The 25203-nt window shown below is 69.4% G+C and carries 23 protein-coding genes, 2 tRNA genes and 1 pseudogene; 12 read left to right on the forward strand and 14 right to left on the reverse strand.

What is annotated here, in order from left to right:
• A partial coding sequence (locus ABZ945_RS31795; RefSeq protein WP_361276753.1) for a cytosine permease occupies positions 1-355 on the reverse strand: 355 nt, incomplete at its 3' end.
• A 175-nt stretch (positions 356-530) separates the two neighbouring features.
• Between ABZ945_RS31795 and ABZ945_RS31800 the strand changes: the two genes are divergently transcribed.
• Entirely contained in the window at positions 531-2057 is a 1527-nt protein-coding gene (locus ABZ945_RS31800) for a PucR family transcriptional regulator ligand-binding domain-containing protein (RefSeq protein ID WP_361276755.1), read from the forward strand.
• A gap of 181 nt (positions 2058-2238) precedes the next feature.
• Here ABZ945_RS31800 and ABZ945_RS31805 read toward each other — a convergent pair whose 3' ends face one another.
• Positions 2239-3333, reverse strand: coding sequence for a YncE family protein (locus ABZ945_RS31805; RefSeq protein WP_361276757.1), 1095 nt, complete (start codon positions 3331-3333; stop codon positions 2239-2241).
• 125 nt (positions 3334-3458) lie between these two features.
• Here ABZ945_RS31805 and ABZ945_RS31810 point away from each other — a divergent pair, with 125 nt between their 5' ends.
• Complete coding sequence (locus ABZ945_RS31810; protein ID WP_361276758.1) at positions 3459-4424, forward strand: LysR family transcriptional regulator; 966 nt, start codon at positions 3459-3461, stop codon at positions 4422-4424.
• A 499-nt stretch (positions 4425-4923) separates the two neighbouring features.
• Here ABZ945_RS31810 and ABZ945_RS31815 read toward each other — a convergent pair whose 3' ends face one another.
• The 4 genes from ABZ945_RS31815 to ABZ945_RS31830 all read right to left on the reverse strand — a co-directional run bounded on the left by ABZ945_RS31815 (position 4924) and on the right by ABZ945_RS31830 (position 6088).
• Entirely contained in the window at positions 4924-5247 is a 324-nt protein-coding gene (locus tag ABZ945_RS31815) for a hypothetical protein (RefSeq protein WP_361276760.1), read from the reverse strand.
• Positions 5244-5609 carry a hypothetical protein gene (locus ABZ945_RS31820; RefSeq protein ID WP_361276762.1) on the reverse strand — a complete coding sequence of 122 codons (366 nt, stop codon included), beginning with the start codon at positions 5607-5609 and terminating at the stop codon, positions 5244-5246. Before ABZ945_RS31820 ends, ABZ945_RS31815 begins: the two co-directional genes overlap by 4 nt.
• Before the next feature lie 28 nt (positions 5610-5637).
• Positions 5638-5832, reverse strand: coding sequence for a type II toxin-antitoxin system Phd/YefM family antitoxin (locus ABZ945_RS31825; protein WP_361276764.1), 195 nt, complete (start codon positions 5830-5832; stop codon positions 5638-5640).
• A 161-nt stretch (positions 5833-5993) separates the two neighbouring features.
• Positions 5994-6088, reverse strand: a tRNA-Trp gene (locus ABZ945_RS31830).
• A gap of 527 nt (positions 6089-6615) precedes the next feature.
• On the opposite strand from ABZ945_RS31830, the gene ABZ945_RS31835 reads away from it, so the two are divergent.
• The gene (locus ABZ945_RS31835; protein WP_361276766.1) at positions 6616-7749 is read left to right on the forward strand and encodes an SAVED domain-containing protein; all 1134 of its coding nucleotides are present in this window, start codon (positions 6616-6618) and stop codon (positions 7747-7749) included.
• A 196-nt stretch (positions 7750-7945) separates the two neighbouring features.
• Here the strand turns inward: ABZ945_RS31835 and ABZ945_RS31840 are convergent, their stop codons facing one another.
• The 5 genes from ABZ945_RS31840 to ABZ945_RS31860 all read right to left on the reverse strand — a co-directional run bounded on the left by ABZ945_RS31840 (position 7946) and on the right by ABZ945_RS31860 (position 14253).
• A complete protein-coding gene (locus ABZ945_RS31840) occupies positions 7946-9688 on the reverse strand; it encodes a ThiF family adenylyltransferase (RefSeq protein ID WP_361276768.1) in 1743 nt (580 codons plus the stop codon).
• Positions 9685-10689 carry a cyclic GMP-AMP synthase DncV-like nucleotidyltransferase gene (locus tag ABZ945_RS31845; RefSeq protein WP_361276770.1) on the reverse strand — a complete coding sequence of 335 codons (1005 nt, stop codon included), beginning with the start codon at positions 10687-10689 and terminating at the stop codon, positions 9685-9687. Before ABZ945_RS31845 ends, ABZ945_RS31840 begins: the two co-directional genes overlap by 4 nt.
• A gap of 646 nt (positions 10690-11335) precedes the next feature.
• A complete protein-coding gene (locus ABZ945_RS31850) occupies positions 11336-11854 on the reverse strand; it encodes an ImmA/IrrE family metallo-endopeptidase (RefSeq protein ID WP_361276772.1) in 519 nt (172 codons plus the stop codon).
• Entirely contained in the window at positions 11841-12158 is a 318-nt protein-coding gene (locus tag ABZ945_RS31855) for a helix-turn-helix transcriptional regulator (RefSeq protein ID WP_361276774.1), read from the reverse strand. The genes ABZ945_RS31850 and ABZ945_RS31855 overlap by 14 nt, the downstream gene beginning before the upstream one ends.
• Before the next feature lie 754 nt (positions 12159-12912).
• Positions 12913-14253: a transcriptional regulator gene (locus ABZ945_RS31860; protein ID WP_361276776.1), complete on the reverse strand. Its 1341-nt coding sequence runs from the start codon at positions 14251-14253 to the stop codon at positions 12913-12915.
• 178 nt (positions 14254-14431) lie between these two features.
• Here ABZ945_RS31860 and ABZ945_RS31865 point away from each other — a divergent pair, with 178 nt between their 5' ends.
• The 7 genes and pseudogenes from ABZ945_RS31865 to ABZ945_RS31895 form a co-directional block, all read left to right on the forward strand.
• A complete protein-coding gene (locus ABZ945_RS31865; protein ID WP_361276778.1) occupies positions 14432-15643 on the forward strand; it encodes a hypothetical protein in 1212 nt (403 codons plus the stop codon).
• Positions 15640-16545 carry an NAD(P)-binding domain-containing protein gene (locus ABZ945_RS31870; RefSeq protein ID WP_361276780.1) on the forward strand — a complete coding sequence of 302 codons (906 nt, stop codon included), beginning with the start codon at positions 15640-15642 and terminating at the stop codon, positions 16543-16545. Before ABZ945_RS31865 ends, ABZ945_RS31870 begins: the two co-directional genes overlap by 4 nt.
• A complete protein-coding gene (locus ABZ945_RS31875) occupies positions 16545-17678 on the forward strand; it encodes a hypothetical protein (protein ID WP_361276782.1) in 1134 nt (377 codons plus the stop codon). The genes ABZ945_RS31870 and ABZ945_RS31875 overlap by 1 nt, the downstream gene beginning before the upstream one ends.
• Before the next feature lie 171 nt (positions 17679-17849).
• Entirely contained in the window at positions 17850-18377 is a 528-nt protein-coding gene (locus ABZ945_RS31880) for a hypothetical protein (protein ID WP_361276784.1), read from the forward strand.
• 119 nt (positions 18378-18496) lie between these two features.
• Entirely contained in the window at positions 18497-19171 is a 675-nt protein-coding gene (locus ABZ945_RS31885; protein ID WP_361276786.1) for a class I SAM-dependent methyltransferase, read from the forward strand.
• A gap of 74 nt (positions 19172-19245) precedes the next feature.
• A complete protein-coding gene (locus ABZ945_RS31890; protein ID WP_361276788.1) occupies positions 19246-20418 on the forward strand; it encodes a serine hydrolase domain-containing protein in 1173 nt (390 codons plus the stop codon).
• Between the two features lie 618 nt (positions 20419-21036).
• Positions 21037-21581: pseudogene (locus ABZ945_RS31895) on the forward strand (site-specific integrase); the annotation flags it as partial.
• A 51-nt stretch (positions 21582-21632) separates the two neighbouring features.
• Here ABZ945_RS31895 and ABZ945_RS31900 read toward each other — a convergent pair.
• Positions 21633-21706, reverse strand: a tRNA-Gly gene (locus ABZ945_RS31900).
• Between the two features lie 443 nt (positions 21707-22149).
• Here ABZ945_RS31900 and dcd point away from each other — a divergent pair.
• Positions 22150-22725, forward strand: a complete 576-nt coding sequence (gene dcd / locus ABZ945_RS31905) for a dCTP deaminase (protein WP_361276790.1) — start codon at positions 22150-22152, stop codon at positions 22723-22725.
• A 2-nt stretch (positions 22726-22727) separates the two neighbouring features.
• A complete protein-coding gene (locus ABZ945_RS31910) occupies positions 22728-23225 on the forward strand; it encodes a phosphoribosyltransferase (protein ID WP_248635872.1) in 498 nt (165 codons plus the stop codon).
• A 197-nt stretch (positions 23226-23422) separates the two neighbouring features.
• On the opposite strand, the gene ABZ945_RS31915 is transcribed toward ABZ945_RS31910, so the two are convergent.
• Together ABZ945_RS31915 and ABZ945_RS31920 are read right to left on the reverse strand one after the other, a co-directional pair.
• Positions 23423-24370 (reverse strand): Yip1 family protein, encoded by a 948-nt coding sequence (locus tag ABZ945_RS31915; protein ID WP_361276792.1) that lies wholly within the window; start codon positions 24368-24370, stop codon positions 23423-23425.
• Positions 24371-24693: 323 nt separating this feature from the next.
• Positions 24694-25203, reverse strand: a 510-nt coding sequence (locus tag ABZ945_RS31920) for a (Fe-S)-binding protein (RefSeq protein WP_361276794.1), incomplete at its 5' end; no start/stop codon positions are given.

Below are 25203 nucleotides of genomic sequence, written 5' to 3' on the forward strand. Positions count from 1 at the left end.
GCCTCCTGAGATCCGGAGGCGGAGCCGGAGAGGGGTGCACCAGCAGACCCACGCCCCGGGGCGGGCCGAACGTGGACGTGATGCCGATGGCCGCGGCGCCGACGGCGCTCCCGAGGACGATCGCGAGCAGGGCCTGCGCCCAGCCGAGGCCGAAGACGGCGGTGGCGAGCATGCCGCTGGTGAGGCTGGAGAACTGCACGTTGGAGCTGAACCAGAGCGTGCACGAGGAGCCCGGTCCGCCGTGGCGGTCGCCGTCGGGTATCGGTTCCACGCCGGAGGTCTCCACCGCGGTGGCGGAGCGCACCGCGCCGGTGAACCGCCGCGCGAGAAGGCCTGCTGAGCCTGCTGGGGTCATGTCGTGCCCCCTTCCATGATCGTAGGAAGTCAGGGATGCCGGAGTGCCGCGGCAACAGCAGCAGTACACCCCCGGTGAACAGCCACCGGGCACCCGCCCACCACACAAACCCCTGTCCGGAACCACCCCCCTCTTCCTACGATCGTCGGAGTCACCGAGAGGCCGGAATATGCGGGTGAAGGATCTCCCGGTCCTGCCGGAGCTGGGGCTCACCCTGCTGACCCCGGGCGCCGGCCAGGGCGCGCTGGAGCGGGAGCTGCGCTGGGTGTACGCGACCGACCTGCTGGAGCCGGCGCCGTTCCTGACCGGTGGCGAGCTCGTGCTGACCAGCGAGGGCTGGTACCGCACCTTGGCCGACTGCGAGACCTTCGCCGCGTCCCTCGCCGAGGGCGGCGCCGCCGCACTGGTGGCCGGCGACCTCCTGCTCGGCGAGGTCCCGCCCGCGCTGGTGGAGGCGTGCGCGCGGCACGGCATCCCCGTCCTGGGGGCACCGCCGGAGGTCAGCTACGGGACGCTGTCCCGTACGGTCATCGAGCGGATCAACCGCCGACGCGGCCTCGAACTCGCCGACGTCCTCGGCCGCCACCGCCGCCTCGTCGGCGCCCTGGTCGAAGGGGCGGACCTCGGGGGCCTCGTCGCCATGCTCGCCGCCGAACTCGGCACGGACTGCTGGGCCCTGTCGGCCGCGGGCCGCCTCCTGGCCGGCCCCGCCGAGCCCCTCCGCGGCCCCGCCCGTGCCCACCTCGCCGCCGCGGCCGGGCGGGCCGAGCGGCTGCCGGCGGACATCGACGGCTACCGGGTCCTGCCCATAGGCCGCCGCACGGCGGGCGGCGGCCTGCTCGTCGTCCGCGGCGAGCCCGCCGACCCGGAGGCCGCCGAGCAGACAGCGGAACTGCTGGCGCTGGGCGGGGCCCGCCGTGACGAACGCCGCCGCACGGAACAGCGGTTCCACACCGACCTGGTGGAGCTGATCGAGCAGTCCGCCCCGCCCGCCACCCTCGCCGCCCGGCTGCGCACGGCGGGCCTCGACCCCACCGGCCCCTTCCTCGTCCTGACCGCCCTCACCCGGGGCGCGCTGCGCCCCTGGGACCTCGCCGCCGACCTCGCCGAGAGCGTCCTCGACGAGAACCCGGCCACCCGCACCGCCATCGCCGACGGCGAGCACGGCCCGACCCTCCTGATCTCCCCCGCCCCCACCCTCGACGACACCGCCCTCGCCGCCCTCCTGGAGGAACGCCTCGCCCACGTCGAACCGGCCGCCGAGGGCGGCCGCATCGCCTTCGGCCTGGGCGCCCCCGCCGCCGACGCCGCCGAACTCGCCCGCGCCCTGGAGGAGTCCCGCCACGCGGCCCGCCTCGCCGCCCTCCGCCCCCGGCGCCTGACCCTGGTCACCGCCCGCGCCCTCGACTCACACCTCCTGCTCCTGGCCGGCGTCCCCGCCGACATCCGCGCCTCCTACCGCCGCCGCCTCCTCGGCCCCCTCCACGACTACGACGCCGAGCACGGCACCGACCTGGTCCGCACCCTCACCGTCTTCCTGGACCACAACGGCGCCTGGCGCACCACCGCCGCCGCCCTCCACATCCACGTCAGCACCCTCCACTACCGCGTCGGCCGCATCCAGCACCTCACCACCCGCGACCTCACCACCGCCCGCGACCGCGTCGACCTCTACCTCGCCTGCGCCATCGACCCGGACTGACCCCTCCCGGACCCGGCCATCCCGGCCCCGGAAAACGACAAAGCCCCAGGCCGTTGAACTGGGGCTTTGTAGAGGAGCGGGTGACGCGACGTCCGCGACCGTCCACCTCGCCGGACTCCACCCCTCGGGCATCTCCTCTGGTCCGCCCGCCGGCCCGAAGGAAGCCGCTGAAGCGGGGGAGTCAGGGCGCCGAGATGTACGCCAGGCCGTGGGCGCCCGACTCGCCTTCGTGGTCGACCTCCAGGGTCGTGACCACCCGGGCCTCCGCGAGGTCCACCACGGTCACCGTACTGTCCAGGATGGCGGCCACGTAGCCGAACCGGCCGTCCGGCGACGAGGTGATGGTGAGGGGGAAGGCGCCCACCGGGACCCGGCCGAGGGGCTCGCCCCCGGCGTCGCGGATGTGCAGCACCCCCGGCTCCTGGGTGCCGAGCGAGGTGCCGTCCGGCCCGGCGCTGACCCGGAGTTCACCTGCCAGCAGCAGCCCCTGGGAGGTGGTGTGGACGGGGAAGACCACGTTCTCGGTGGCGACCGTCCGCACAGTCCGCCCCGTCGCCGTGTCGATGATCCGCACTCCCGCCCCGGGCACCGCGCCGGGGTGGTAATCCCCCTTGGGGGCGGCGACGTACACGTACCGCCCGTCCGGCGAGATGTCGATGCCCTCGCTGCCCGGGACCTCGATCCGGTCCAGGGCCTGGCCGGTCTCCAGGTCCGCGACGGAGACGAAGGGCGCCTCCTTGTTGGCGGAGTAGGCCCGACGGCCGTCCGGGGTGACGGCGAACCAGTGGGGTCCGGGCGCGTGCACCGGGACCCGCCGCACCCGCTGGCGGGTGGTGGCGTCCAGGGCCACCAGACCGCCTGTCTCCTCCTCGGTGGCCTCGACGCTGACCCAGAGCAGGTCCCGCACCGGATCCAGCAGCAGGCCGTGCGGGGCGTGGTCGGGCGCGAGGTCCACGGTGTCCACGATCCGGCGGGTGTCCGGGTCGATCACCACCAGTTCCCGGGCCCGGCCGGCGTTCGCGTGGTAGTAGCCGGCGCGGTACGTGATGGAGACGTAGAGCAGCCGGCGGGCGGGGTCGTAGCACAGTTCGTGGGGCTGGCTGGGGAGGGGGAGGACGTCGAGCCGGCCGTGGCCGACGGCGTCGAAGAAGGTGACGGAGGAGCCGCCCTGGCTCACCACCGCGAGCATGTCGCCGGCCCGCGGGGAGCGGGTACGGGCGGTGGCGGCAGCGGTGGTGGCGGCCGAGGAGCGGGCCGCTTCATATGTGTGAGTCATGACGGCAGCCTCACAAGAGGCCAGCATTGACTCCAGTGCAACCTGCACAAGGATGGTGTGCGTCAAACGCAAACGAACTGGTCGAAGCTGGTACCGGCCGCCTTCCCCATGATCGGAGTCACACCGTGGGACCGACTGCCCGGCCATTCCCGGAACCACCCCTGCCTGGTTCGCTCGATCTGAACCTGCTGGTCGCCTTGGACATGCTGCTGGAGGAGGAGAGCGTCACCGCCGCCGCTGCCCGGCTGCGGTTGTCGGCGCCGGCCGTGAGCCGGGCGCTGGGCCGGATCCGTGCCACCCTGGGCGATCCCGTCCTGGTGCGGGCCGGCCGTGGGCTGGTCCCCACCCCGTACGCCGTGGAGCTGCGCCCCCGGGTCCGTGCCCTGGTCGAGGAGGCGCGGGCGGTCCTGGTGCCGCAGCCGGCCGCCGATCCCGCCCGGCTGGACCGGCGGTTCAACCTCCGGGCCAACGAGATGATCCTGGCCTTCTTCGCGGCCCGGCTGATCGGGGCCGTCTCGCGCCAGGCGCCCGGGGTCGTGCTGCGTTTCCTGCCGGAGGCGTCGGAGGAAACCCAGGCGCTGCGGGACGGCCGTCTCGACCTGGAGATCGGGGTGATCGCGCGGCCCGAGCCGGAAGTCCTGGTGGAGCGGCTCGGCGGGACGCGGCTGCTCGGAGTGGTCCGGCCCGGGCATCCGCTGCTGGACACCGTCGGGCGGGGCGGGCGCGCCGGTGCCCGGGCGTTCGCCGCGGCCGACCACGTGGGGGTGTCCCGGAAGGGCCGGGTGCGCGGTCCGGTGGACGAGCGGCTGGCCGAACTCGGCCTGCGGCGGCGCGTGGTGGCGGTGATGCCCAGCTACACCGCCGCGCTGTTCCTGTGCCAGGAGACCGATCTGGTCTGCCTCACCCCGGTCGGGGTCGCCGAGCACTGCCCGGCAGCACTGGGGCTGACCACCTTCGAGGTGCCGGTCCCGCTGCCGCCCCTGGAGATCGCCATGGCCTGGCACCCCCGAGACGACGCCGACCCGGGCCACCGATGGCTGCGAGACCAAGTGCGGGACGTATGGCAGCCGGACCCGGGCACCCCCGGCTGACCGGGTGCCCGGAGGGTCCGGCCGAAGGCCGGTTCGACCGTTGAGCAGGTCGCGAAAATAAAGAACCCCAGGTCCCTGGAAGAGCGGGTGACGGGAATCGAACTCGCGCTCAAAGCTTGTGGAGCTTCCCCAGGGCTCCTCCGCCTACCCGTTCCGGAAGACGGGTGGCAGGTGGATCGCTGTTTAGAGTGGTCTGACACCGGTCGAGCGGGCCGCTTGGTTTGTGACCTGCTGTTCTCGTACCTCGCTGAGGCTGTCGGCTCGGGGAGACGGACGCCCCGGTTCCGCGCGATGGATATAAGAGCGCTGTACGCCGGAAGCCAGTGGGAGCCCATGAACGGCTGGCGAGATGATGAGGAGGTGATTGCTTCCCTGCGCTCCTTCATCGGTGAACCGCTGGGCGGGGTGGCTGAGGACAGTCCAGAGGTTCTGTGCTGGAGCGGGTGACGGAAACCGAACGGGAGCCACCTGTGCTGCAGACGTTCCGGTGGCGCAGACGTCAGGCCCAGAAGGCTTCGGTGACGACGATCTGCGGGTCGGCGTGGCGCCGCATGAAGGTGTAGATGAGCCAGCCGCGTCCGCCGGCCAGATCCACGATGTGGGGGCCGCCGGGGCTTGCAGAGGCCAGAGGTCGGACGGTCATCCAGTGCGGGAGCGAGGCATCGGCGTCGATCCCCCGGAAGTACGGGTCTTCGGCCGTGACCAGCTCCGCACGGGCACTCATGATCAGGTCACTGCCTTCGGCGGGCATGTTCTGGAAGTCGTGCTGCGCCTGCTTCGTCCAGTCCATTTGCCAAGGCGGCCGGAGGGGTTCGCTGATCACTCTCCGGGCTTCCTCTCAGCGGCTTCGTGCCGGAGGCGGCTGTACTCCTCCAGAAGCCGGAGGGACTCCTCGGGGTCCTCGGACTTGGCGGCGCGGGTTTCAAGGTCGCGAAGGTGCGAGTCGAGGACGGGATTCCGGGCGATGGCGTACTGCGTCCACCACAGGCGCATGAAGGCGGGCACGGGTGTGATGTTGAAGGCGTCGCCGATGACGCGCTTCCAGTGCGCCTCAAAGTCCGGGAGGAGGTGCGGAGTGTGTTCCTGAATCGCCAGCCGGAGCGCTTGAGGCGTGCGTTCGGGCATGGGAGGCAACCGCAGGGGTTCCCCCTCGTACCCATCGAAGTGGAGTGCGTGGGCGGGCATGGCTCGTGCTCCTTGGTGTGGGGGTGGGTCAGGCCGCCTCGTGTCGGTCCCCGTGCGACTCGTGCTCGCGGGCCATATGCTCGAACCACTCGGCCGGCACCAGGTAGGCGACCGTTTTTCCCTTGCGGGTGATGGCGGCGGCCTCGCCGGCGATCCGGGTCCGGTCCAGGATCTCGCCCATCCCCTTGCGCAGGTCGATGGTTGTGTACGTCTTCGTCTCCATATGCTGAAGCATATAGCAACTATCATAGTTGACATATGTGGCCGTAAGGTGCGGCGGTTGGAGGAAGCCGTCGGGCACGTCGGGTGCAGGGCGGGTGCGGGGTGCCTGATCGGGCTTGTGGCAACAAAGAAGCCCCTGGCCGCTGGCCTGGGGCTTTCATGTGGAGCGGGTGACGAGAATCGAACTCGCGCTCTAAGCTTGGGAATCACCCTGCACTTGGCGTGGTAAATGGGCCATGAGCTGCGGGAACACCCGCTGAGTGGGATGTGACGGCCGACATGGACAACCCCGTCTTGACCGCTGTTGACCGCCTCTGCTGGCACGTTGTGGCACGGCCGAGCAGGGCAGGTGCAGGAGACCGCGGCCACGGAACCGGGCGCCATGAGGGGGCATTCCATCCACCCTCTCCGACGTCAGGGTCCGAGTCGCCGCCTGAAGGCGGCCGCTCCGTCACTGCGCGCCAAGCCCGAACGGCTGCCGGGGCGTGCGGCGCTACCGCATGCCCCGGCGCTCTGACGTCCGGAGATCCAGTCATGAGGCCGACGCTTCTGTGGCTCTTGGCGGTGTGGAACAACCGGGGGCCGGTGTCGCTCAGCACGGACACGTCTTCGTGTGGAAGACGCACTTTGTCGAATCCTCCTGGTCCAGGTGGAGGTGTCGTCTAGCGTCTGTTCTGTCGTGAAGGGGATGGAGGCGGTGCTGATGAGCGGGGGCGGCGGGAAACGGAGTCGTCCTTCGTCCAAGGCGGTTCTCGCCGTGTGGGTGCGCAGCGGAGGCAGGTGCATGCTGTGCAACGCGTATCTACTAGAAGGGGAGATGTCGGCACGGACGCTGCCTCTAGGGCAGGTCGCACACATCATCGGGCAGAGCACTGATCCGCGCTCGCCGCGCGGTGAGGATCCGTTGGGGAAGGCGCTGCGAGACGAGTCGGACAATCTGATGCTGCTGTGTGCCCAGCAGCATATGGAGATCGACGCGAAGGCCGCGTTGGACGTCTTCACCGTCGAATGGCTGCGCCGTGTGAAGCGGGAGCACGAGGACCGTGTCAGGCACCTGACAGCGCTAGGGCCGGAGAGGTCCACCACAGTGATGCGGATGGTGGGGTCAGTGCATGGAAACGCGGTAGAGCTGTCACGGGAGACTGCCGCGGACGCAGTGACAGCGGGCCGCCGGTTTCCTTTGTATTTGGAGTCCTACACCCGGCACGGTGTGGAAATCGATCTGCGGCACACTCCCGGCGAACGGGCAGCCGCTGCCTGGGACGCGGAGACTGCCGCAGAGGCTAGCCGTCACTACTACCGGCAGGCTACGAAGGTCATCGACGACGTGGTCCGCCATCAGCTGCGGCCGGGGATCGAGCGGGACTCCGTGCAACACGTGAGCGTCTTCGGGTTTGCGCGTCTGCCGTTGCTGGTCTATCTAGGGTCGCTCTTGGACGACACCGTGCCCACCGACATCTACCAGCGTCACCGGCACGAGCAGTCCTGGGCATGGCCTGCTGAGGGCGGCCCGGTCACCGACTTTGCCGCGCATCTGGTTCAGGCCGGGCCGGGCGGGAACGAGGCTGTGGTCGTGGTGAACGTTTCAGGGGTCATCGTCCATCGTGAGGTTCCACAGGAACTTTCCGGGCTGCGCCGCTACGAGGTCCACCCGATGGGCTCGCAGGCCGGCCCGGACATCCTGCGGTGCCGGGCGTCACTGCGGCACTTGGAGGAAACGTTACGGATGCTTCTCGCACGGTTGGAAAGGGAGGCGAAATCGGTGCGTCGCCTGCATGTCCTGCCTGCCGTTCCCCTCTCGGCGGCTGTGACTCTGGGCCGTGTCCACCATCCGCAGGTACACCCGCAGATGGTGATCTACGAACGTCTAGCGGGCAGTTATGTTCCAACTCTCGAGGTCGGGCGGGTCTCCGACTAATCCTGGGCCGGCGGCCCGCCGTACGACACCTTCCTTTCAGGACTGGGAGATGTGTGGCAGCGGTGGGGTGTGCGCGGTCCTGCTGGGAGTGCGGCTCGGATCTGCGCGTCCTGTGGCCTCGTCCCGGGAGCCCCGAAGGGCCAGCAGCTCCGCCGAGGATGCAGGGTCGCCGGGCTAATGACGCGGTGGCTGCTGCTTACAGAGTTGTGTAGGGAATGAAGCGGTGTGCCGGTGCTATTCCGGTGTGGGGCTGGGCGCACAGATGGGTCCCGGATTTGGGGTGGCGCATCTGGCTGCCCAGCAGGTTGACCAGGGTGGCGGTGGTTGCCATCAGGTCGGCGGCGGAGCCGTGGAAGGTGGGAGTGGAGCAGCCTCTGGTAGGGCGCAGTTCGTCGCCCGGGACGGGTTCTTCCCACAACGCGTGGTAGGCCTCAAGGCTCGGGTCGTCAAGGACGTGGCCGCCGATGGTGTGATCAATGGTGGACAGGGGAGTGCGGGTGCCGGGGGCGGCGATGGTGAGAATCCCCAAGCTAGCGGTGAGGCTGTCGATGGCGAGCTGGGCTAAGACGGCTTTGCGATGGGGCTGCTGGGCGAGGAGGTCGAGGAAGCGTCCGACGGTGATGCTGACGGTGGCGTCGATGACGAGGTCGGCTTGGTCCGCAGCAGTCAAGAGGGCGGGGTCGGGGGGTGGGGTGGCGATATCGATGCGGAGGTCGTCGCGGATGGTGCGTAGATGGGAGGCCAAAGCTGTCGCCTTAGTCATACCAATGTGGCGTTCGGTGTAGTTCTGCCGCACCAACAGACCGCCGGTAACACGGCCGGGGTCGCTGAGAGTGAGATGTGAGGCGCCGGCTCGGGCCACCATTTCCGCTGACCAGGAGCCGATGCCGCCGCAGCCCCAGATGTGGACGTGGCAGTCCTGGAAGGCGCGGACAGGACGAAGGGTGTCACGGCGGGTGGTGACTTCGAGGCGTTCGTCGGAGAGGTAGCACCATGCGATGGGGGTGTTGGCCAGGTCGTCGGGCAGGCTACCCAGGCGGCTGGGGGCCGCGTCGCGGGCGAGTCGGCGCAGCATGTCGCCAGCCTGAGGTGGTAGGCGGCCTGCGAGGAGGAAGGGAGGTGCTGCGGGTGCCGCGGGGTGACGGACGGCCAGGATGAAGTGCTGGGCGGTACCGTCAGGGTTGCGCAGGGCGCTGGCGGCGAGTGCGGTCAGCAGCGCCGGGGATGTGGAGTCGGTGGGTTGCGGGTCGAGGGCGGCGGTGGCGTGGGTGAGGGTGAGAAGTGCGGCCAGGGTGCTGCCCGCGCCCAGAGGCAGCGTGTCCACGGGCAAAATCGGGGTGCGGTGGCTGGAGGAGTCTGCGGGGGTGCTGGTCAGGTCAAGCCGGTCGGTGGTGCGCTGGGTGAGCCAGGTTGTTGCCGGCCGATGGGAGATGGGTTCCCGTACGACGACCGTAGGAGTGCCCGGGGTGTGGTGCAGGACACCGCCGACGGGATGATAGAGCGCGGTGGCGGGGTCGAAGGTGCCGGCTGCGGCGTCGGTGAGCCACTGCCACAGTCGGTTGATGACGGGGGCGATGCCGGCGGCGGGGTCCCATTCCCGGGCCGGGTCGAGGTAAAGGCACAACCGATCACCTTGTAGGACGTGTGGGGTGCCAGCGAACCGGATGTGGGAGGTGCGTACCTGGGGCGGAATCACCGGGGTGGCGGGCAGAGTGAGGAGGAAATCCTCACTCTCCTCTAACTGCAGCCCTCCTGGGACGTGCGGCATGTCGCCGGTGTGGACGCGGAGGGGGACGGTGACCAGGCCGTCGGTGTCCGTACGGGGGCGGCCTGTGACGCGCAGGTCCGACTCGTGCGCGGCTGCCAGTGTGCTGAGTTGGTCGAGGAGTCGACGCTGGGACTTGTTGGGGCGGGCTGCGGGCGGCTTGCGCTTGGTCATCCGGCACGCCCGGTGCGGGAGGCTGTGGTGACCAGCAGCGTGGTGGCGAACTTGGCAGTCGTGGGGGCGAGGGAGGCGGCGGCACGCGGCTGGTCGGGGAAGGCGTCGCCGAACAGCTTGCGCCACAGCCGTACGCTGCGGTCGTAGTCTGTCTCGTCGTAGGCTTCGCGGATCTCGCGGGCGTGAGTGTGGATGCGGGCCCGGAAGTAACTGTAGGTCGTCTGGTCCCAACGGTGGTCGAACGTGACGCCCGATCCGGAAGGGTCGGCGATGGAGGGCTGACAGGGGCGCTCCTGCAGCCAGCGGTCCAGGTCCTCGACGATCGTGAGCAAGGTGGTGGGCACGTTGCTGTAGCAGTCGGGGGCCGTGAGCGTCCTGATTTCCCCGACACGCTCGCCGAGCAGGGTGGTGAGGATGATGGAGCGGGTGCCGGTGAAGGAACCACGGTGGTTGCGCAGGTACTTCATCAGGCGGATGACCTTGCGCAGATTGCTGTTGGCGATGCCGTCCTTCTTCTGCATCCAGGCGGTGAACCCGGCCGGGTTGGTCCGCTCCCACTTATCGGCGTCACGGTTGACGATCACCTCGCGGCCGTCGGCCAGATGAAGGTAGGGGACGATGTCTACGTGCATGGAGTTGGCGTAGCTGAGCTGCACGCAGCGGCACTTGCGGGTGTGGGGCATGGTGCCGTAGACGCTGTGCCGGTGGAGTGCGGCGTAGATTTTGTCGATGTAGGTCTTGGGGCTGTCGGCCCACTCGATGTTCTCGATGAGGTAGAGCATGAAGTCGGCGTCGAACTCGCTCTCACCGACAGGGTTGATGATGGTGCCCTGCGCCCAGGAGCCCTGGCGCTTCTTGCCACGGATGAGCGGCCCGATTTCGGGGTCGGCCTTGAGGGCCTTGTAGATGGCCTCGACGCGTTCGTCGAGGAGGGCGAGCTTGCCCTCGCTGAGGTTCACGGTGTCCTTGAGGAACGTATCGAAGTTCTTGCGACACTGCATTGGTGGGGTTCCTTTCTGCGACGAGCTGACTGAAGGCTCATGTGACAGGAGGGGTGCTAGAGGGCGCGCCAGTAGGAGACTTGACGACATGGGGCATGGAGGGATCGGGAAGGTGCGCTGGCCTGCCCGTAAGGCGAGGCGCACGGCTGCGGGGAGCATGGGTGTGCATGCGCGAGGAGCCTGGTGTCGCCTCACGGAGGGGGCCGACCATGGCACTGGGCAGAGGGTCGGCCGATGCGCTGCATCAGCGGATGGCTTTGGGTGACGGCTGGCCATCAAAGGGTGCCGGTGCGGTCCATCCGATGGCGCTGGCCATCATGGCCAGGCACGCGTACGTGGTACCACCCGGGGTGGATTGTCCCGTCAGCCTCACGCCGAGCAGGAACCACCTCTTACGCAAAGAGACCAGTAACTCTCTGCAGTATCGAGTGCACCACACACAGCGACACCAGCGCAAGCCATATTTTGAAGGTCAATATGGCTGACGTCTCCTCAAGTCCAATCCAGGGGAAGGCCGAGGGACTCCTCTTCCCGCCTTCGAGCAGCCGAGACGGAGAGACGGACGGGGTTAAGTGGACGCGACAAGGCGGTGCCGGGAGGGCACAGCGGGCAACAGGGAATGGGTTGGCGGACTGGTCAGGTGGCGTCAGTGAGCGGGACCGGAGACGACGCCGAGGTTCATCAGGCGGTAGGTCATGGCCATCTCGCTCAGCTGGAAATGCTCGGCCAGGATCCTCACAAGGTCGTCCGTCGTACGGAAGCTGCTGTGCTGTGCCGCCAGGCGGACCATATCCTCCGGGGCCAGCAGCGCCGCAGCGAATCGGTTGGCGTCGATCTCCTCGCGGTCCGTGGCCATGCTCGAGACCGCGTCGCGGTAGTTCACGCGTGCGTCGGTGTCCAGGATTAGCGGGCGTCCCTCATGCAGGCGCAGGTGTCCCAGTTCGTGTGCCACCGTGAAGCGCCGCCGTTTGCGGGAGTGCGCCTGATTGACACCAATGACGCAGGCTCCGTCTTTGCGTAGGAGCATGCCGGAGACATCGCTGTCCATGTGCTGCGGGACGACCATGACGCCGAGGTGTTCGGCCAGGGCGACGGGGTCGACCGGTGGGGCGTCGATCCGGAATTCTCGCAGCAGCCTGCGGGCTGCCAGGTCAGCCTTCGCCACCGGCATTCCTCTTCTTCGAGACCTGCGCCCACACCGCAGCGACATCGGCGGCATGGCGCGCGGCAAGGCCGGACGCTTCGTCCAGTTGGAGCGGGGGAAGCAGGTCGGCAGGGTCCACGTCGACCGCTGCGGCAATCAGGGCCAGTCGGTATAGGGGCGGGGTTTGAGTCCCTGACTCGATGTTAGTGATCGAACCGCGCGTCAGCCCCGACTGCCGCCCTACATACTCCTGTGTCACTCCGGCACGCGTCCGTGCCTCACGGATCAGCCGGGCAACTGTCTTGTTGAACTCCTGCTCGTTCACATATCCCCCAAGCGCTGCCAGGCTCCCTGACAACCTAGTTCCCTGTCTTGCCCCGGACCAGCCCTGGACGGTGAGACGCTGACTAGACTGAGCTGCTTCACCCACTCGCTAACCAAAGGACAGGTTCGGTGGGGCACAGGGGTTGACGCCACTCGGCAGAAGGTGCGCAGTGTCTCCGGTGACCGGAGCACTGCCGATCGTCTTAGCGGGGCAGGGGTACAGCCTTGCGGCGCGACCGCGCGTTTCTATCGCATCAGGCGGCCCTGCGTCTCGCCGGTCTGTCGACGCAACTGGGTGGCTGGAGTTCGCCGCCAGCCGCTAGCGCCCCTCGATGGCCCGTGCATGCGCCCTTCGGACGCACGCGCCTGTCTCGGAGAGCGGCCCGAGCCTTCACGGAGTGATCCCGTCCAAGCAGCCGAGGAAGTCGCGCCAGGTGACCATGGCGCCGTTGACGTCACTGCGGCGGAGTCGTACGCCGCCGAGTCGAAGAGGACGATGGCGCGGGTGCGCGACAGTCGAGACCACTGCTGTTGGGGGCGAGGTGGAGGTGCTCTCGGACGGCGTGGGAATGCAGGGTTTGCCCTACAGACTTCGGGCGCGCGGTGGGCAAGGATGGGCTCCATGAGCCGCTGCTCCGCCAGCATGTATCGGGAGCTGCGCCATGTTCATGGCGGACTCAAGTATCCCGTGTCAATTATTCATCGAACTATTCCCGGGGTGGGTCTCGACGCTACTCGGGAACGTGTCTGGTCCATCAGGCCGAAGGGGGCAGAGCGCGGAGGCGTTCCCGGAACTCCCGCACGGCAGGCTCCGTGGCGTGAGGCTCGAGGTAGTGGTTGAACTTCGTCAGGCGGACCTGCGCTCGGTCGGACCGGACGCTGCTCTCCAACAGTTCCAGGCCGACGGCAGCAGCGGCCAAGGCGCCGTCCAGATCCCTGGCGGCCAGTCGTGCCGTGGCGAGGCGTCCGGAACGTACGGCCTGATCGCGCGGGACTGCTCGGTCCACTGCGACTGAGAGGGCGTGGGTCGCCCGTTCCGGGAAGCCAGCCCGGAGCATGATCTTGCCCTCGGTGGACTTGAGCTGGGCTTCGCCGTACCAACCGAGCCAGCCGGGGCGGTCGCCGTCGTGGTGGGTGCTCCACAGGTCGTAGGCGCGGTTGAGGGACTTGGCGGCCGCTTCGTGGCGGGTGTCGCGGGAGAGGGCCTCGGCCTGGTGGAGGTGGAGGTACGAGGCCGCTGCCGGTGGGAGGGCCGCAGGGGCGTTACCGATGGCGGTCTCGATCAGCCTCACGCGGGCGGCGGTGTCGCCGGCGTCGGAGACGTGGATGCCCATCTCGGCGAGGATGAAGGCGCCGAAGCCGCTGTCCCGGGCACTGTGGGCGCTGCGGAGGGCGCCGACGTAGTAGCGCTGGCCGAGTGAGCGGAGGCCCTTGTCGTAGGCCATCCACCCGGCCAGGTAGGACACGCCGGCCGCCGTGGCGTAGAGGCGGTGTTCGACGGCATCGGTGTAGCGGCCGTGGTCGAGCAGGTTGGTGATCAGGGCGAGGTCGCTGGTGGCCTGGTCCAGGAGGCGGGCTCCGCCCATCTGGTCGTCGAGCACGCGCAGGGTCTCCACGCGCTGTTCGATGGTGGTCACCATGGCGTCGGTGACCTGGTCGCCGTCGAGTGCGGAGGCGAACGCTTCAGGTGCGGCTGCCCAGTTGGCGGCTACGCCCGTCAGGGCCGCACCGGTGATGGAGAGGAAGGCCCGACGGTCCATGTGGCCGCTCCTGACCAGGTCGGTGAAGACCTTCACGGTGTCGGCCGGGGTCCAAGGCGCGGCCAGGGCCGTCGACTCCCACGCCGGCAGCCACCGCGGCCAGGGCGCCGAGCGCACGTGGTCCTCGGGAACGCCCAGCAGGTCGGCGAGCACTCGCTGCGCGTCCGCGTCGGGGGCCTGACCTTGCTCCCACTTCCAGATCGTCGTCCGGTTGGTGGCGAGGGGCACGCCCATCTCGGCGCCGCGCTCGCACATCAGCCGGGCTAACTCGGCCTTGCCCCAGTACCGGTTCTCGCGCACGTAGGTCAGCGGGTGCACTGTCGTCGGATCGGACATCCCAGCCTCCCCTCAGGTCGGTGGTCAGAGGCTACTCCCCGCCCGGGAAACGGGGGTTTCTCTCCTCGGAGGAACCCCCGGGAAACGTTCCGCGCCCTCGGGCCGCCGCCGTTCACTGTCGGGACACCGCTCGGAGCCGGACGACCGGCTCTCCTCGCCCTTCCGACCAGGAGGCCCCGTGGAAAAGCTCAGAACGTCAGCCCGCCCCGCAGCGGGACACCTGTTCCGTACGGCCGAGGACGTGGTGCCGCCGTCGCCGGAAGAGGTGTTCGCGTACGCGGCTGGTGAGGTCGAACAGGCTGCTCGCGGGCTGTGGCCCGGTGCTGAAGTGCGGCTCGGGCCGGTGGTGCCGAGCGTCACCAGCTACGTGCGACGGGTGGAGGTGGACGGCCGACCGCTGTACGCGAAGCTGTCGATCCTCGGCGTCTCGCTGGTATCACTGCTGCGGGGGTCCTGCGGCGGCTGGGGCACCGTCCGGGACGCGCAGGCCGCGTACGTGACCTCCCCTGGCTCCCTGCTGGAACGGGAAGCGCGTCAGCTCGCGGTTCTCGCCGGACCTGCTGCCCTCCACGTGCCAGCCGTCGCCGGCTACCAGGGCGGGGTGCTGTTCACCGAGCCGATCCACGGCTCCACGCTGGCCGAGCTGTTGGCGCGGGCGCCGCATCGCACCGCTGGGCTGCTGGAGGCGGTGACCGGCGAGCTGGCGGCCGGCCTGCGGCGACGCGGGGTCGCCGCGCGGGTCGAGCGGAGCGAGATCCGAGAGCGATCCATCACCGGCACCTTCCTGAGAAAATTCAACGGTCTGTCGGGTAGTGCCTGCCTGCGGCAGACTGGCTACGCGGAGGCGCTGGCGGCCATCGTCGGACGCCTGCACCAGGCCCGGCGCCTCACGGCCTCACCCGCACGGGTGATGGTGTTCGGTGATCTCAAGCCCGAGCACGTCGTCTTCCCCGAGGGCGCGGAGCGACCCGTCTTCCTGGATCCCGGACTGATGCGCGGCCGGCCCACCGACGACGCGGCCAAGCTCGTCTCCCGGACGGTACTCGACCTCGTCGCGCGTCCTCCCGGGACGGAAGGCGTACGGGCGCTGCTTGGGGGAGTGGCGGCGTACGCCGCCTCGGCGACGGCGGGCAGCGACCGGACCGGGCGGGACGCCTGGCTCCGTCAGCTCACGCTCCTGTGGCTGATGGACACCGCGAACATCCTCACGACCTACCTGACCGCTCCCGCCGGCCTGCCGCTCACCGCGCACGCCGCCGACGTGGTCGGCCGGGCGAGGGCGGTGTGCGACATGCTCGACCGGTCCACCGCCGCCGTGGCCTCGTACCCGGACGCGCGCGGCGCGTGGCGCCTGTGTCTGGACAGCGCCGCGAAGGCGACTGCCTCATGACCACGATCGGGCTCATCGGCGCGGGAGCCGTCGGACAGACCGTCGGCATGCTTCTCGTGACCGCCGGCTGGTGTGACGCGGTCATGGTCGCCTCCGGCAGCGGTCGTACGGCGGCCTCACTCGTCACCGATCTGGAGGACATGGCCCAGGTCACCGGCTCTCACGTCCGGGCGATTCACGCCGCACCAGACGCGATGAGCGGCTGCGACGCGATCGTCGTCTGTCCCCGGGCCGCGTTCACCAACACGGCCACCAGCGACGTCCGCATGGCCGGCCTCGCGGCGAACACCCCGCTGATCGCCGCACTCGGGCGCCGTCTCTCCAACTACCAGGGGACGGTGGTCGTGGTGACGAACCCGGTCGATGTCATGACCCGGCTGTTCGCGGCCACGTCCGGCTGCGCCAGGGTGTTCGGGGTCGGCTCCAACACCGACAGCGCCCGCTACCGCCTCGCCCTCGCCCGGCTCCTGGACGTCCCCGTGGAGGCGATCGCCGGGCACGTCATCGGCGAGCACGGTGACCACGCCGTGATCTGCGCGTCCTCCACCACCGTCCGGGGCTGTCCCGTCGCCGTCCCCCAACGGGAGGTCCGCGCCGAGCTCGTCCACCGGCCCCGCCGCATCAACTCAGCTCTTGGCCGCACTCGTGCCGGCCCCGCCGGAGCCGTCCTCGCCGCGCTCGCGCACGCGCTCGGCCTGGTGGACGGGGTGATCGAACTAGCCGCTCCCTGGCGAGGCGACTGGTACGGAATCCCGCTGCGCTTCACTTCCGGCACGCCGACCGTGTGCATGCCCTCGCTCGCCCCGGCGGAGTCCATCCAGCTCCAGACTGCCGCCGCCAAGCTCCGTACCGCCTACGAACAGATCGCCGTACGCACCGCCCTTCGAGGAGACACGTTCTGATGACCCCCCGTACCGCTGTCCGCACCGCCACCCGCATCGCCACGGCCGACGGTCAGTCCGCCACTGTCACCAGCCACTCGGCCGCCGTGACCGACTGGGCCACCCGCTACTTCGGCTCGTGGTGGAACGCGGCCCCCGCCGAGCCGCCGATCAGCGGCGCCCTGGTCTCCGCCGACGTCGACTTGGACGCGTACGAGGACATGGCCGCGGACGGCGATCGCGGGCAAGGCGCCGTCGAGGCCGACTACGCGGGCTCCCCCATGCTGCACACCCGTCACACCGACGGGAGCGTGACCGCCGTACAGAGCGGAGAGCGCCTCGCCTACCGATGGAGCCCCTCCCTGCGCCGCCTGCGGATCGTCGGGGACGACGAGACGGTAGTGGCAACGGCCGCCGCCCGACTGGCCCGCGAGATCGTCCGCGGCATGCTCCTCGTCGAGGGATGGCAGATCCTGCACGCCTCCGCCGTCACCCGTGACGACGGCGCCACCCTGCTCACCCTCGGCGACAAGGGCGCGGGCAAGACCACCACCGCGTTCCTCCTGGCGCGCGCCGGCTGGCGGCTCCTCGCCAACGACCGCGTCTTCGTCCGTTTGGAGCAGGGGTACGTACGGGTGCTGCCGTGGCCGTCGGCGGCTGCCTGCGGCTTCGGGCTCCTCGACGCCCTCGGCCTCTTCGAGCCCGTCGCCGACCGGCTCCGCGCCGGGGAACTCATGCACCCGACCCAGGACCAGCGGGTCACCGACGCACTCCTGGCCGGACGGCGCGAGCCGCTGTGGCGGGCGAACGGCAAGGAGATGAAGCCCCAGTTCTTCCCCGACCAGCTCGACACCTGGCTCGGCATGACCCTGGCCACCGAGGGCCGGGCCGCCGGTCTGCTGTTCCCGCAGATCACCCCGGGCGGTGAGCCCCGACTCCTTGACGAGCCGCGCCGCCTGAGCGAGGCGGACTTCTTCACCGCCGGCACGGAGGACCGCTACCCCGACGTGTTCGGGCTGCTGCCCATGACCGGTGGCTCCGCCGGCCTCGCGGACCGGCTCACCGCCCTCCCGCACCAGGCCCTCGCCCTCGGCCACGACACGAGCGCCAACGCGGCCCTGCTGGAGAAGACGGCCGACGCCCTACTCGACTGAGGCGCACCCAAGAACCCGTTCCGGGTGGTAGGACATCGGTCCGCCCCCCTGCCCACAGCCCCCGCTCGGGACGACCCAGCTCACCGGCCTCGACAGGGAGCCGGTGAAGCGGGGCGGTCGCGACGACCACCCCGCATCGCACCACTCGACCCTTTCGAGAGGAGCACCACCGTGACCGTTCTCGCCGAGAACCCCGCCACGAACCCCGCGGAGGCCGCGACCGCCGCGACCCGCTCGCGGGACCCGAAGGAGCTGCTCAACGCCGTCACCCCGCACCTCCGGCACCTGACCGTGAACGTCCTCGACAGCGGCTTGACCGTCTGGGAGCGCGAGGTCGCCCTCCTCCTGCGCGACGAGGTGATGGTCCGCGACCTCGCCGAACGCATTCTCGGCAACGCCGTGATGTACATGGTCGCGTCGATGGAGCACCCCGACGTGCACCTCGGCGTCGGCAAGGTCGTCGACATCGGCGTCCACCAGGTCATCCTGGACACCCCGGTCTACTTCGCCCTCTGCGACCTGTACAACGAGGGCCGATACAAGCACCACGCCCCCTTCATCCAGCGCCGCAACGACGGCACCGTAACCGACACGGCCGCCTTCCTCCGGTCCATCGGCTTCGACCCCGACGAGGAGCTGTGGGCGCGCGACGGAGCGAACTGCTCGCCGTGCGACTCCAAGGTCCCCGACTCCCACTGACCGGGTGACCGGCGGCCGGAATCCGCCGACGTCCCGGACGAACCGCCCTAGGGTGGGGCCCCGCCGCCGTGCACGCGGGTGGCGGGGCCGCCTCCCGTATCCCCCGCGAGGACACGACCATGACCACCGCCCCGCACAACTACGAGCACGAGCGCGCTCTGTGGGACACCTTCGCCGAGAGTGCGTGGAAGGACCCGTCCAACGGCGACCCGGTGTTCCGATGGACTCAGTACAAGGATCACCCCGCCGACCCCGGCCCCGGCCTCCTCGGTGAACCCGGCACGGTCCTGGAGATCGGCAGCGGTACGGGACGAGCCCTGGCCCACCTCGCCGGCCGGGGCGTCAAGGGCACCGCCATCGACCTCTCGCCGGTCGCCGTCGCCCGTTCCACCGAGAAGTACGGCCACCTCGGCATCGAGTTCGTGTGCGCCGAGATCCTGGAACACCTGGCCCAGGACCCACGTATGTACGACGCGATCTACTCGGCCTTCGGCGCCGCCTGGTTCACCGACCCCGCCCTTCTCTTCCCGCTCGTCGCCCGACGTCTCAACCCCGGTGGCGTGTTCGCCTTCTCTCAGCCGCCGGCCATCCCCGGCGCCTACGGGCCGCAGGGTATGTACAAAGGCGGCTTCGCCGGCCCCGCCATGTACACCTACCGCTACAGCCACACCCCCGAGACCTGGGCCGGCCTCCTCACCGAAGCCGGCCTCACTGACGTGTCCGTCACCGTCCTCGATGCCCCGACCGAGGGCCACATCGGCACCCTCATCGGCCGCGCCGAGAAGCCCCGTTGACGTATACCGATCTCCTCCTCCGCGTACGCGCATCGTCCTTCGGGGAAGGCGGTCGCGCTGCGAGGATGAGGAGCATGACGATCATCGACGGTGAAGTCGTGCCCGGGTTCGAGCCGGTCCGCGAGGCGTTCGCGGCGAACTTCGCCCGGCACGGGGACATCGGCGCGGCTGTATGCGTCTACCGGCACGGCCGGCCGGTCGTCGACCTGTGGGGCGGCATCGCCGACCCCGAGACCGGCCGCCCGTGGACGCGGGACACCTTGCAACTGGTCTACTCGGCGACCAAGGGCGCCACCGCGACCGCCGCGCACATGCTGGTCGAACGCGGCCTGCTCGACCTCGACGCCCCGGTCGCTTCGTACTGGCCGGAGTTCGCCGTGAACGGCAAGGCCGACATCCCCATGCGCTGGCTGCTGTCCCACCAGGCGGGCCTGGTGGCCCTGGACGAGCCGCTCCCCGTGGCGGACGCCCTTGCCTGGGACCCGATGGCGGCGGCGCTGGCGGCCCAGCGCCCGCAGTGGACCCCGGGCACGGCACACGGGTACCACGGCCGGACCTGGGGCTGGCTGGTCGGCGAGGTCATCCGCCGCGTCTCCGGCCGGACGCCGGGCCGCTTCTTCGCCGACGAGATCGCCGCCCCCCTTGGACTGGACTTCCACATCGGCCTGCCGGCGAGCGAACGCGCCCAGGTCAGCCGCATGGCCTACCGGAGCCCGTCCGTCGACCTCACCACCGTCCCTGCCGCATCCGTCCCGGCGGAGCTTCGAGAACAGGTCGCCGCCTGGCGCGACCCCGACTCGCTCAGCAACCGCGCCTTCGCCGTCACCGACCCGGCCGCGATCGATTTCGACGCACCAGAGGTGCAGGCGGCGGAGCTCCCCTCCTCCAACGGCATCGGCACCGCCCGCTCCCTCGCCCGCATGTACGCCGCGACCATCGGCGAGGTCGACGGCGTACGCCTCCTCACCCTCGCCACCCTGGCCAGGGCGACCGAAGAACAGGCCAACGGGAAGGACCGAGTGATGCTGCTCCCGAGCCGTTTCGCGAGCGGCTACATGCTGCCCACCGAAGGCAACCCCATGACCGGCCCGAACGCCTTCGGCCACACCGGCCGCGGCGGCTCCCTCGCCTTCGCCGACCCCGACCACGGCCTCGCCTTCGGCTACGTCATGAACCACATCGTCAGCGGATCCGACGACGAACGCGCGACAGCACTGGTCGACGCGGTCCGGAAGTCAGCGGCATAAGCACCGATGGCCGCGCCCCTCCGGCCCGAACCGCTTGGATCCGGTCCCGAGGCCCCAAATAGGAGCCGAATGAATTCGAGGTGCTTTACGTGGCCTGGCTGGAAGCGTCAGGAATCTTCGTCCCCCTCCGAGTCGGGACCCCGCACCACGGTAAAGTTGCTTACCTCTGACGGGATTTCCTCATGGGATGGTGGCCAGCCCGGGATTGGGTATGCGGGTCTGAAATGTTCCACTCGCCACTGGCCAAGGATTTGTTTCATGAGGAACGGGGATGTCTGAATTGGCCCGGACTTCTTATCAAAAACAACGATGTCCCCGCCTGTCGGAGAGAGCGCAACGAGTTCATAGTCGATTCCGATGGGGCGCGGATTGCTTGCTGCGCCCCATGTTTCATCGATCGAAGAGAAGTCTTCAGCGAATTCGCTCAGCTGTGTCGCTGAAAACGCCGCTGCCAGTGGATGATTCGATTTGACCGTAGAAAGGGACTTTGAGAGCTCTTCGCGATCAAACGGACTGACACTTTCATGTTCTCTGTTCGACCACACCCATGCTTGCGCCAGTACCAGGCGAAGATTCGGCGTGAGTAGCTCCCACGCGCGCTTGAACCTTTCGCGCTCCCCGGAGGAACAGGCAGAGATCCGACGCAAGGATGTCGACCTGGGCGACCTACCGTGAGCGTCAGCAAGGCCGCGCCGGAGCTGACCACCGGCAAGCGTGCGGAAGGCCCGACCAAAGTCGGAAACGAGGAAGCGGCTCGTCGTTCTGCCGGCTTCTGCGGAACGACCTTCGGCGGCATCTCGACTGGTACGCGGAGAAGGGCCCGGACGGACTGCTGTTCGTGGGGGAGAAGGGGAAGCCGGTTCCGACGTTCCGCCTTCGGGCGAAAATGGCGCGAGGCGCGGGCCAGGGTCGGCCTGCCGGAGAACTTCCGCTTCTACGATCTCTGGCACACCGGGCATACGCTCACGACGCGCTCCGGGGCCACGCCCAAGGACACGATGGTCCGCGCGGGGCAGTCGACCGATCGGGCCGCGCTGATATACCAGCACTCCGACACCGAGTGGCAGCGTGAGGTGGCCGCCGGCTTCGATCAGTTCGTACGGGCACGGCGCACGGCGGCGGAATCACAGGCATCTGGCACGAATGTGGCACGCGACACCTAGACCGGTCCAGAGAACACATAAGGCCCAGGTCGATGACCTGGGCCTTAGTCGTGGAGCGGGTGACGAGAATCGAACTCGCGCTCTAAGCTTGGGAAGCTCATGTTCTACCATTAAACTACACCCGCATCGACGCGACATGATCTTGCTTCGGCCCGGAGGCCCGGTGTCGCATCGTCGCTCACTCTACCCCATGACCCATCGGCGGTGTGCGCACCCGGTGGCGGAGTGCCGCGTGGAGCGGCGTCCTCTTCATCCCCTAATGTGGCGGTCTCGTCCACGCGTTGATGGGGAAGGGACTTGATGGACTCCATGGAGCGCACCGTCGTCCGCTGTGCCGAGGGGCACGTGTTCAGTACCGGGACGTTCCCGATGCAGCAGCTCGGGACGGACCGTATCGGGCCCGGGCGGCTCATCCGGTGTCCCCGGTGCGCGCGGCTGCGGCATGCCGTGCCGGTGGGGCGGGAGCGGCGGTAGGCGGGCACCGGAAGGTGGCCTTCGGCGCGCGGGGCGCTGTCCGGTTCGGGCGGGCCCGCGCGTTTCGGGTTTCCGGGGCCCGTATCCTCGATGAGTGCTTCTCTCAGACAAGGACATCCGGGCCGAGATCGACGCCGGACGGGTGCGCATCGACCCGTTCGACGAGTCCATGATGCAGCCGTCCAGCATTGACGTACGGCTGGACCGCTACTTCCGGGTGTTCGAGAACCACCGGTACCCCCACATCGACCCGGCCGTCGAGCAGATCGACCTGACCCGGCTGGTCGAGCCGGAGGGGGACGAGGCGTTCATCCTGCATCCCGGGGAGTTCGTGCTCGCCTCGACGTACGAGGTGATCTCCCTGCCCGACGACATCGCCTCCCGGCTGGAGGGCAAGTCCAGCCTCGGCCGCCTCGGCCTGGTGACCCACTCCACCGCCGGGTTCATCGACCCCGGTTTCTCGGGTCATGTGACGCTCGAACTGTCGAACCTCGCCACGCTGCCGATCAAGCTCTGGCCGGGCATGAAGATCGGCCAGCTGTGCATGTTCCGGCTCAGCTCACCCGCCGAGCACCCGTACGGCAGTGACCGCTACGGGTCCCGCTACCAGGGCCAGCGGGGGCCGACCGCCTCGCGGTCCTTCCAGAACTTCCATCGGACGCAGGTGTGAGCATGAGTGACGTACGGGAGAACCTGACCTACGAGGGCTTCGGCCGCGCCGTCCGGGAGCTCGCCCAGACCATCGCCGACGACGGCTACGAGCCGGACATCGTGCTGTCCATCGCCCGGGGCGGGGTCTTCGTGGCCGGCGGGCTGGCGTACGCGCTGGACTGCAAGAATATTCACCTGGTAAACGTTGAATTTTATACGGGTGTGGGGACCACGCTGGAGATGCCGGTCATGCTGGCGCCGGTCCCCAACGCGATCGACTTCTCCGACAAGAAGGTGCTGATCGCGGACGATGTCGCCGACACCGGCAAGACGCTCAAGCTGGTGCACGACTTCTGCCTCGGCAACGTCGCCGAGGTCCGCTCCGCCGTCATCTACGAGAAGTCGCACTCCCTGGTGAAGTGCGAGTACGTGTGGAAGCGCACCGACGAGTGGATCAACTTCCCGTGGAGCGTCGAGAAGCCGGTGGTCCGCCGGGAGGGGCAGATCCTGGACGCCTGAGAGGCTCCCTCCGGTGTCAGCCCGCTGACAGGCCCCGCTCGGGGTGGGCGGACATCGACGGCGGACGCCGTCTTGGTGTCGGCGGGCCGCGGCGGAGACCCCCGGCCAGCCCCCCACCTCATGGATGCCTCCGACCGTGCACCGGGGCGGCGGAAGCGTGAACTTCCGCCGCTCCTACGTCATCGGGCTACCAGGTCTCAGATGGTGCCGAGCTTGATCAGCGACAGCAGGGCGATCAGCTGGATGGCGGAGGCGCCCAGGGCCTTGGGCCAGGGCAGGTCATGGGACTTGCTCACCATCGAGGTGAACAGCGCACCCGCCGCCAGCCAGGAGAGCCAGCCCAGGATCTGGACCAGGGTGTTGTCGCCGCCCAGGAAGATGGCGAAGACCAGGCGCGGCGCGTCGGTGAGGGCCATGATCAGCATGGAGAGGCCGACCGTCGGCTGCCAGGCCCCGTTGCCGCCGAGCTGGCGGGCCAGGGTGTGGGTCACCGCGCCCAGGATGAGGCCGCCGACGACGAACATGACGCCGGTGAGCAGGACCGAGGGGACGGCCGTCGAGAGGGTGGCGTTGATCGCCTCCTCGCGGGCCTCGTCGAAGCCGAACAGCGCCAGCAGCCCGTAGAGGAAGGTGACCACCACCGCCGGGCCCCAGACGGCGTGGTCGCGCATCTGGAAGAAGGTCGGGCCGGGACGCATCACGATGCCGCTGAGCAGCTGCTTCCAGTGCAGTCGCGGGCCGGACGGGGCCGGGGCCGCGCCGGCCTGGTAGGTGGCGCCGTCGCCGTAGCCGCCCTCGTAACCGCCGCCGGCCCCCGCGTACGCCTCGTCGGGGACGCTGAACGCCCGGGTGTGGCCCGGGTTGTTCGCCGCATAGGGATCGTGCGGCGGCTGGTGCTGCTGGTGTTGCTGCGAGTGGGCGTAGGGGTCCCCGAAGTACTCGGGCTCACCGTAGCCCTGCGGCGGCGCCTGGTGCCCCTGGTGGCCCTGAGGCCCCTGGTGTCCCTGGTGCGCCGACGGCCACTGCTGCTGCCCCGAGGCATACGGAGGCGGCGGTGCCGTGTTGTTGCCGTACGGCGCCGCCTGCTGCGGTTGCTGTCGCCTGCTGCGGTTGTCCCGGCCGCGTCCGATCCTGAATCCAGCCACGTCAACGAACGTACCCGCTCCCGCCGGATGGAGTGGACATGCCGGGACGGAGGCGGCCCATTGCGGCTGAGCTGTGACATCCCCTAGGGGGACCCGGAGGTGCTACCACCAGGGCGGATGGGGGTGGATATGGGCGTATTGCCGCGAATGGTTATATAAGGGTGCCTTGGATGACGATGGCCGGACCTGCCTGTGCGGTGCAGGTCCGGCCATCGCCGGGCGGTACGCGGGGTCATGCGTACACGGGTGGTGCGTACGCGATCGGGAGGGATGGCGCGTACGCGGTCGGGCGCCCCGGAGGGCACCCGACACGTGGGGGCCGGCTACTTCACCGGGGCCGGCTCGTCGGCCGGGGCGGAACCGGGGCCGCCGGAGCCCGCACCGGTGCCGTCACCGTCACCGTCACCGTCACCGCCGCCGTCCTCCACCGGGGGCTCCGGCTCGGGTTCGGCGGGGGTCTTGACGGAGTCGAGGAGGAGTTGGGCGACGTCGACGACCTGGAGTGATTCGGGTGCTGTGCCGTCGTTCTTCTTGCCGTTGACGGAGTCGGTGAGCATGACGAGGCAGAAGGGGCAGGCGGTGGAGACGATGTCGGGGTTGAGGGAGAGGGCTTCGTCGACGCGTTCGGTGTTGATGCGCTTGCCGATGCGTTCTTCCATCCACATGCGTGCGCCGCCGGCGCCGCAGCAGAAGCCGCGTTCCTTGTGGCGGTGCATTTCCTGCTGGCGCAGGCCGGGGACGGCGGACATGATCTCGCGCGGGGGTGTGTAGACCTTGTTGTGGCGGCCCAGGTAGCAGGGGTCGTGGTAGGTGATCAGCCCGTCGACGGGGGT

The organism is Streptomyces sp. NPDC046887, assembly GCF_040644755.1.
GTDB lineage: Bacteria > Actinomycetota > Actinomycetes > Streptomycetales > Streptomycetaceae > Streptomyces > Streptomyces lichenis.

Excerpts from the sequence above, each read along its gene's own strand:
- ABZ945_RS31805 (WP_361276757.1), bottom strand. The coding sequence starts at position 3,333 with ATGACTCACACATATGAAGCGGCCCGCTCCTCGGCCGCCACCACCGCT.
- ABZ945_RS31860 (WP_361276776.1), bottom strand. The coding sequence starts at position 14,253 with ATGTCCGATCCGACGACAGTGCACCCGCTGACCTACGTGCGCGAGAAC.
- ABZ945_RS31820 (WP_361276762.1), bottom strand. The coding sequence starts at position 5,609 with ATGCCCGCCCACGCACTCCACTTCGATGGGTACGAGGGGGAACCCCTG.
- ABZ945_RS31845 (WP_361276770.1), bottom strand. The coding sequence starts at position 10,689 with ATGCAGTGTCGCAAGAACTTCGATACGTTCCTCAAGGACACCGTGAAC.
- ABZ945_RS31885 (WP_361276786.1), top strand. The coding sequence starts at position 18,497 with ATGACCACCGCCCCGCACAACTACGAGCACGAGCGCGCTCTGTGGGAC.
- ABZ945_RS31835 (WP_361276766.1), top strand. The coding sequence starts at position 6,616 with ATGCTGTGCAACGCGTATCTACTAGAAGGGGAGATGTCGGCACGGACG.
- ABZ945_RS31910 (WP_248635872.1), top strand. The coding sequence starts at position 22,728 with ATGAGTGACGTACGGGAGAACCTGACCTACGAGGGCTTCGGCCGCGCC.
- ABZ945_RS31840 (WP_361276768.1), bottom strand. The coding sequence starts at position 9,688 with ATGACCAAGCGCAAGCCGCCCGCAGCCCGCCCCAACAAGTCCCAGCGT.
- ABZ945_RS31875 (WP_361276782.1), top strand. The coding sequence starts at position 16,545 with ATGACCCCCCGTACCGCTGTCCGCACCGCCACCCGCATCGCCACGGCC.
- ABZ945_RS31825 (WP_361276764.1), bottom strand. The coding sequence starts at position 5,832 with ATGGAGACGAAGACGTACACAACCATCGACCTGCGCAAGGGGATGGGC.
- ABZ945_RS31890 (WP_361276788.1), top strand. The coding sequence starts at position 19,246 with ATGACGATCATCGACGGTGAAGTCGTGCCCGGGTTCGAGCCGGTCCGC.
- ABZ945_RS31870 (WP_361276780.1), top strand. The coding sequence starts at position 15,640 with ATGACCACGATCGGGCTCATCGGCGCGGGAGCCGTCGGACAGACCGTC.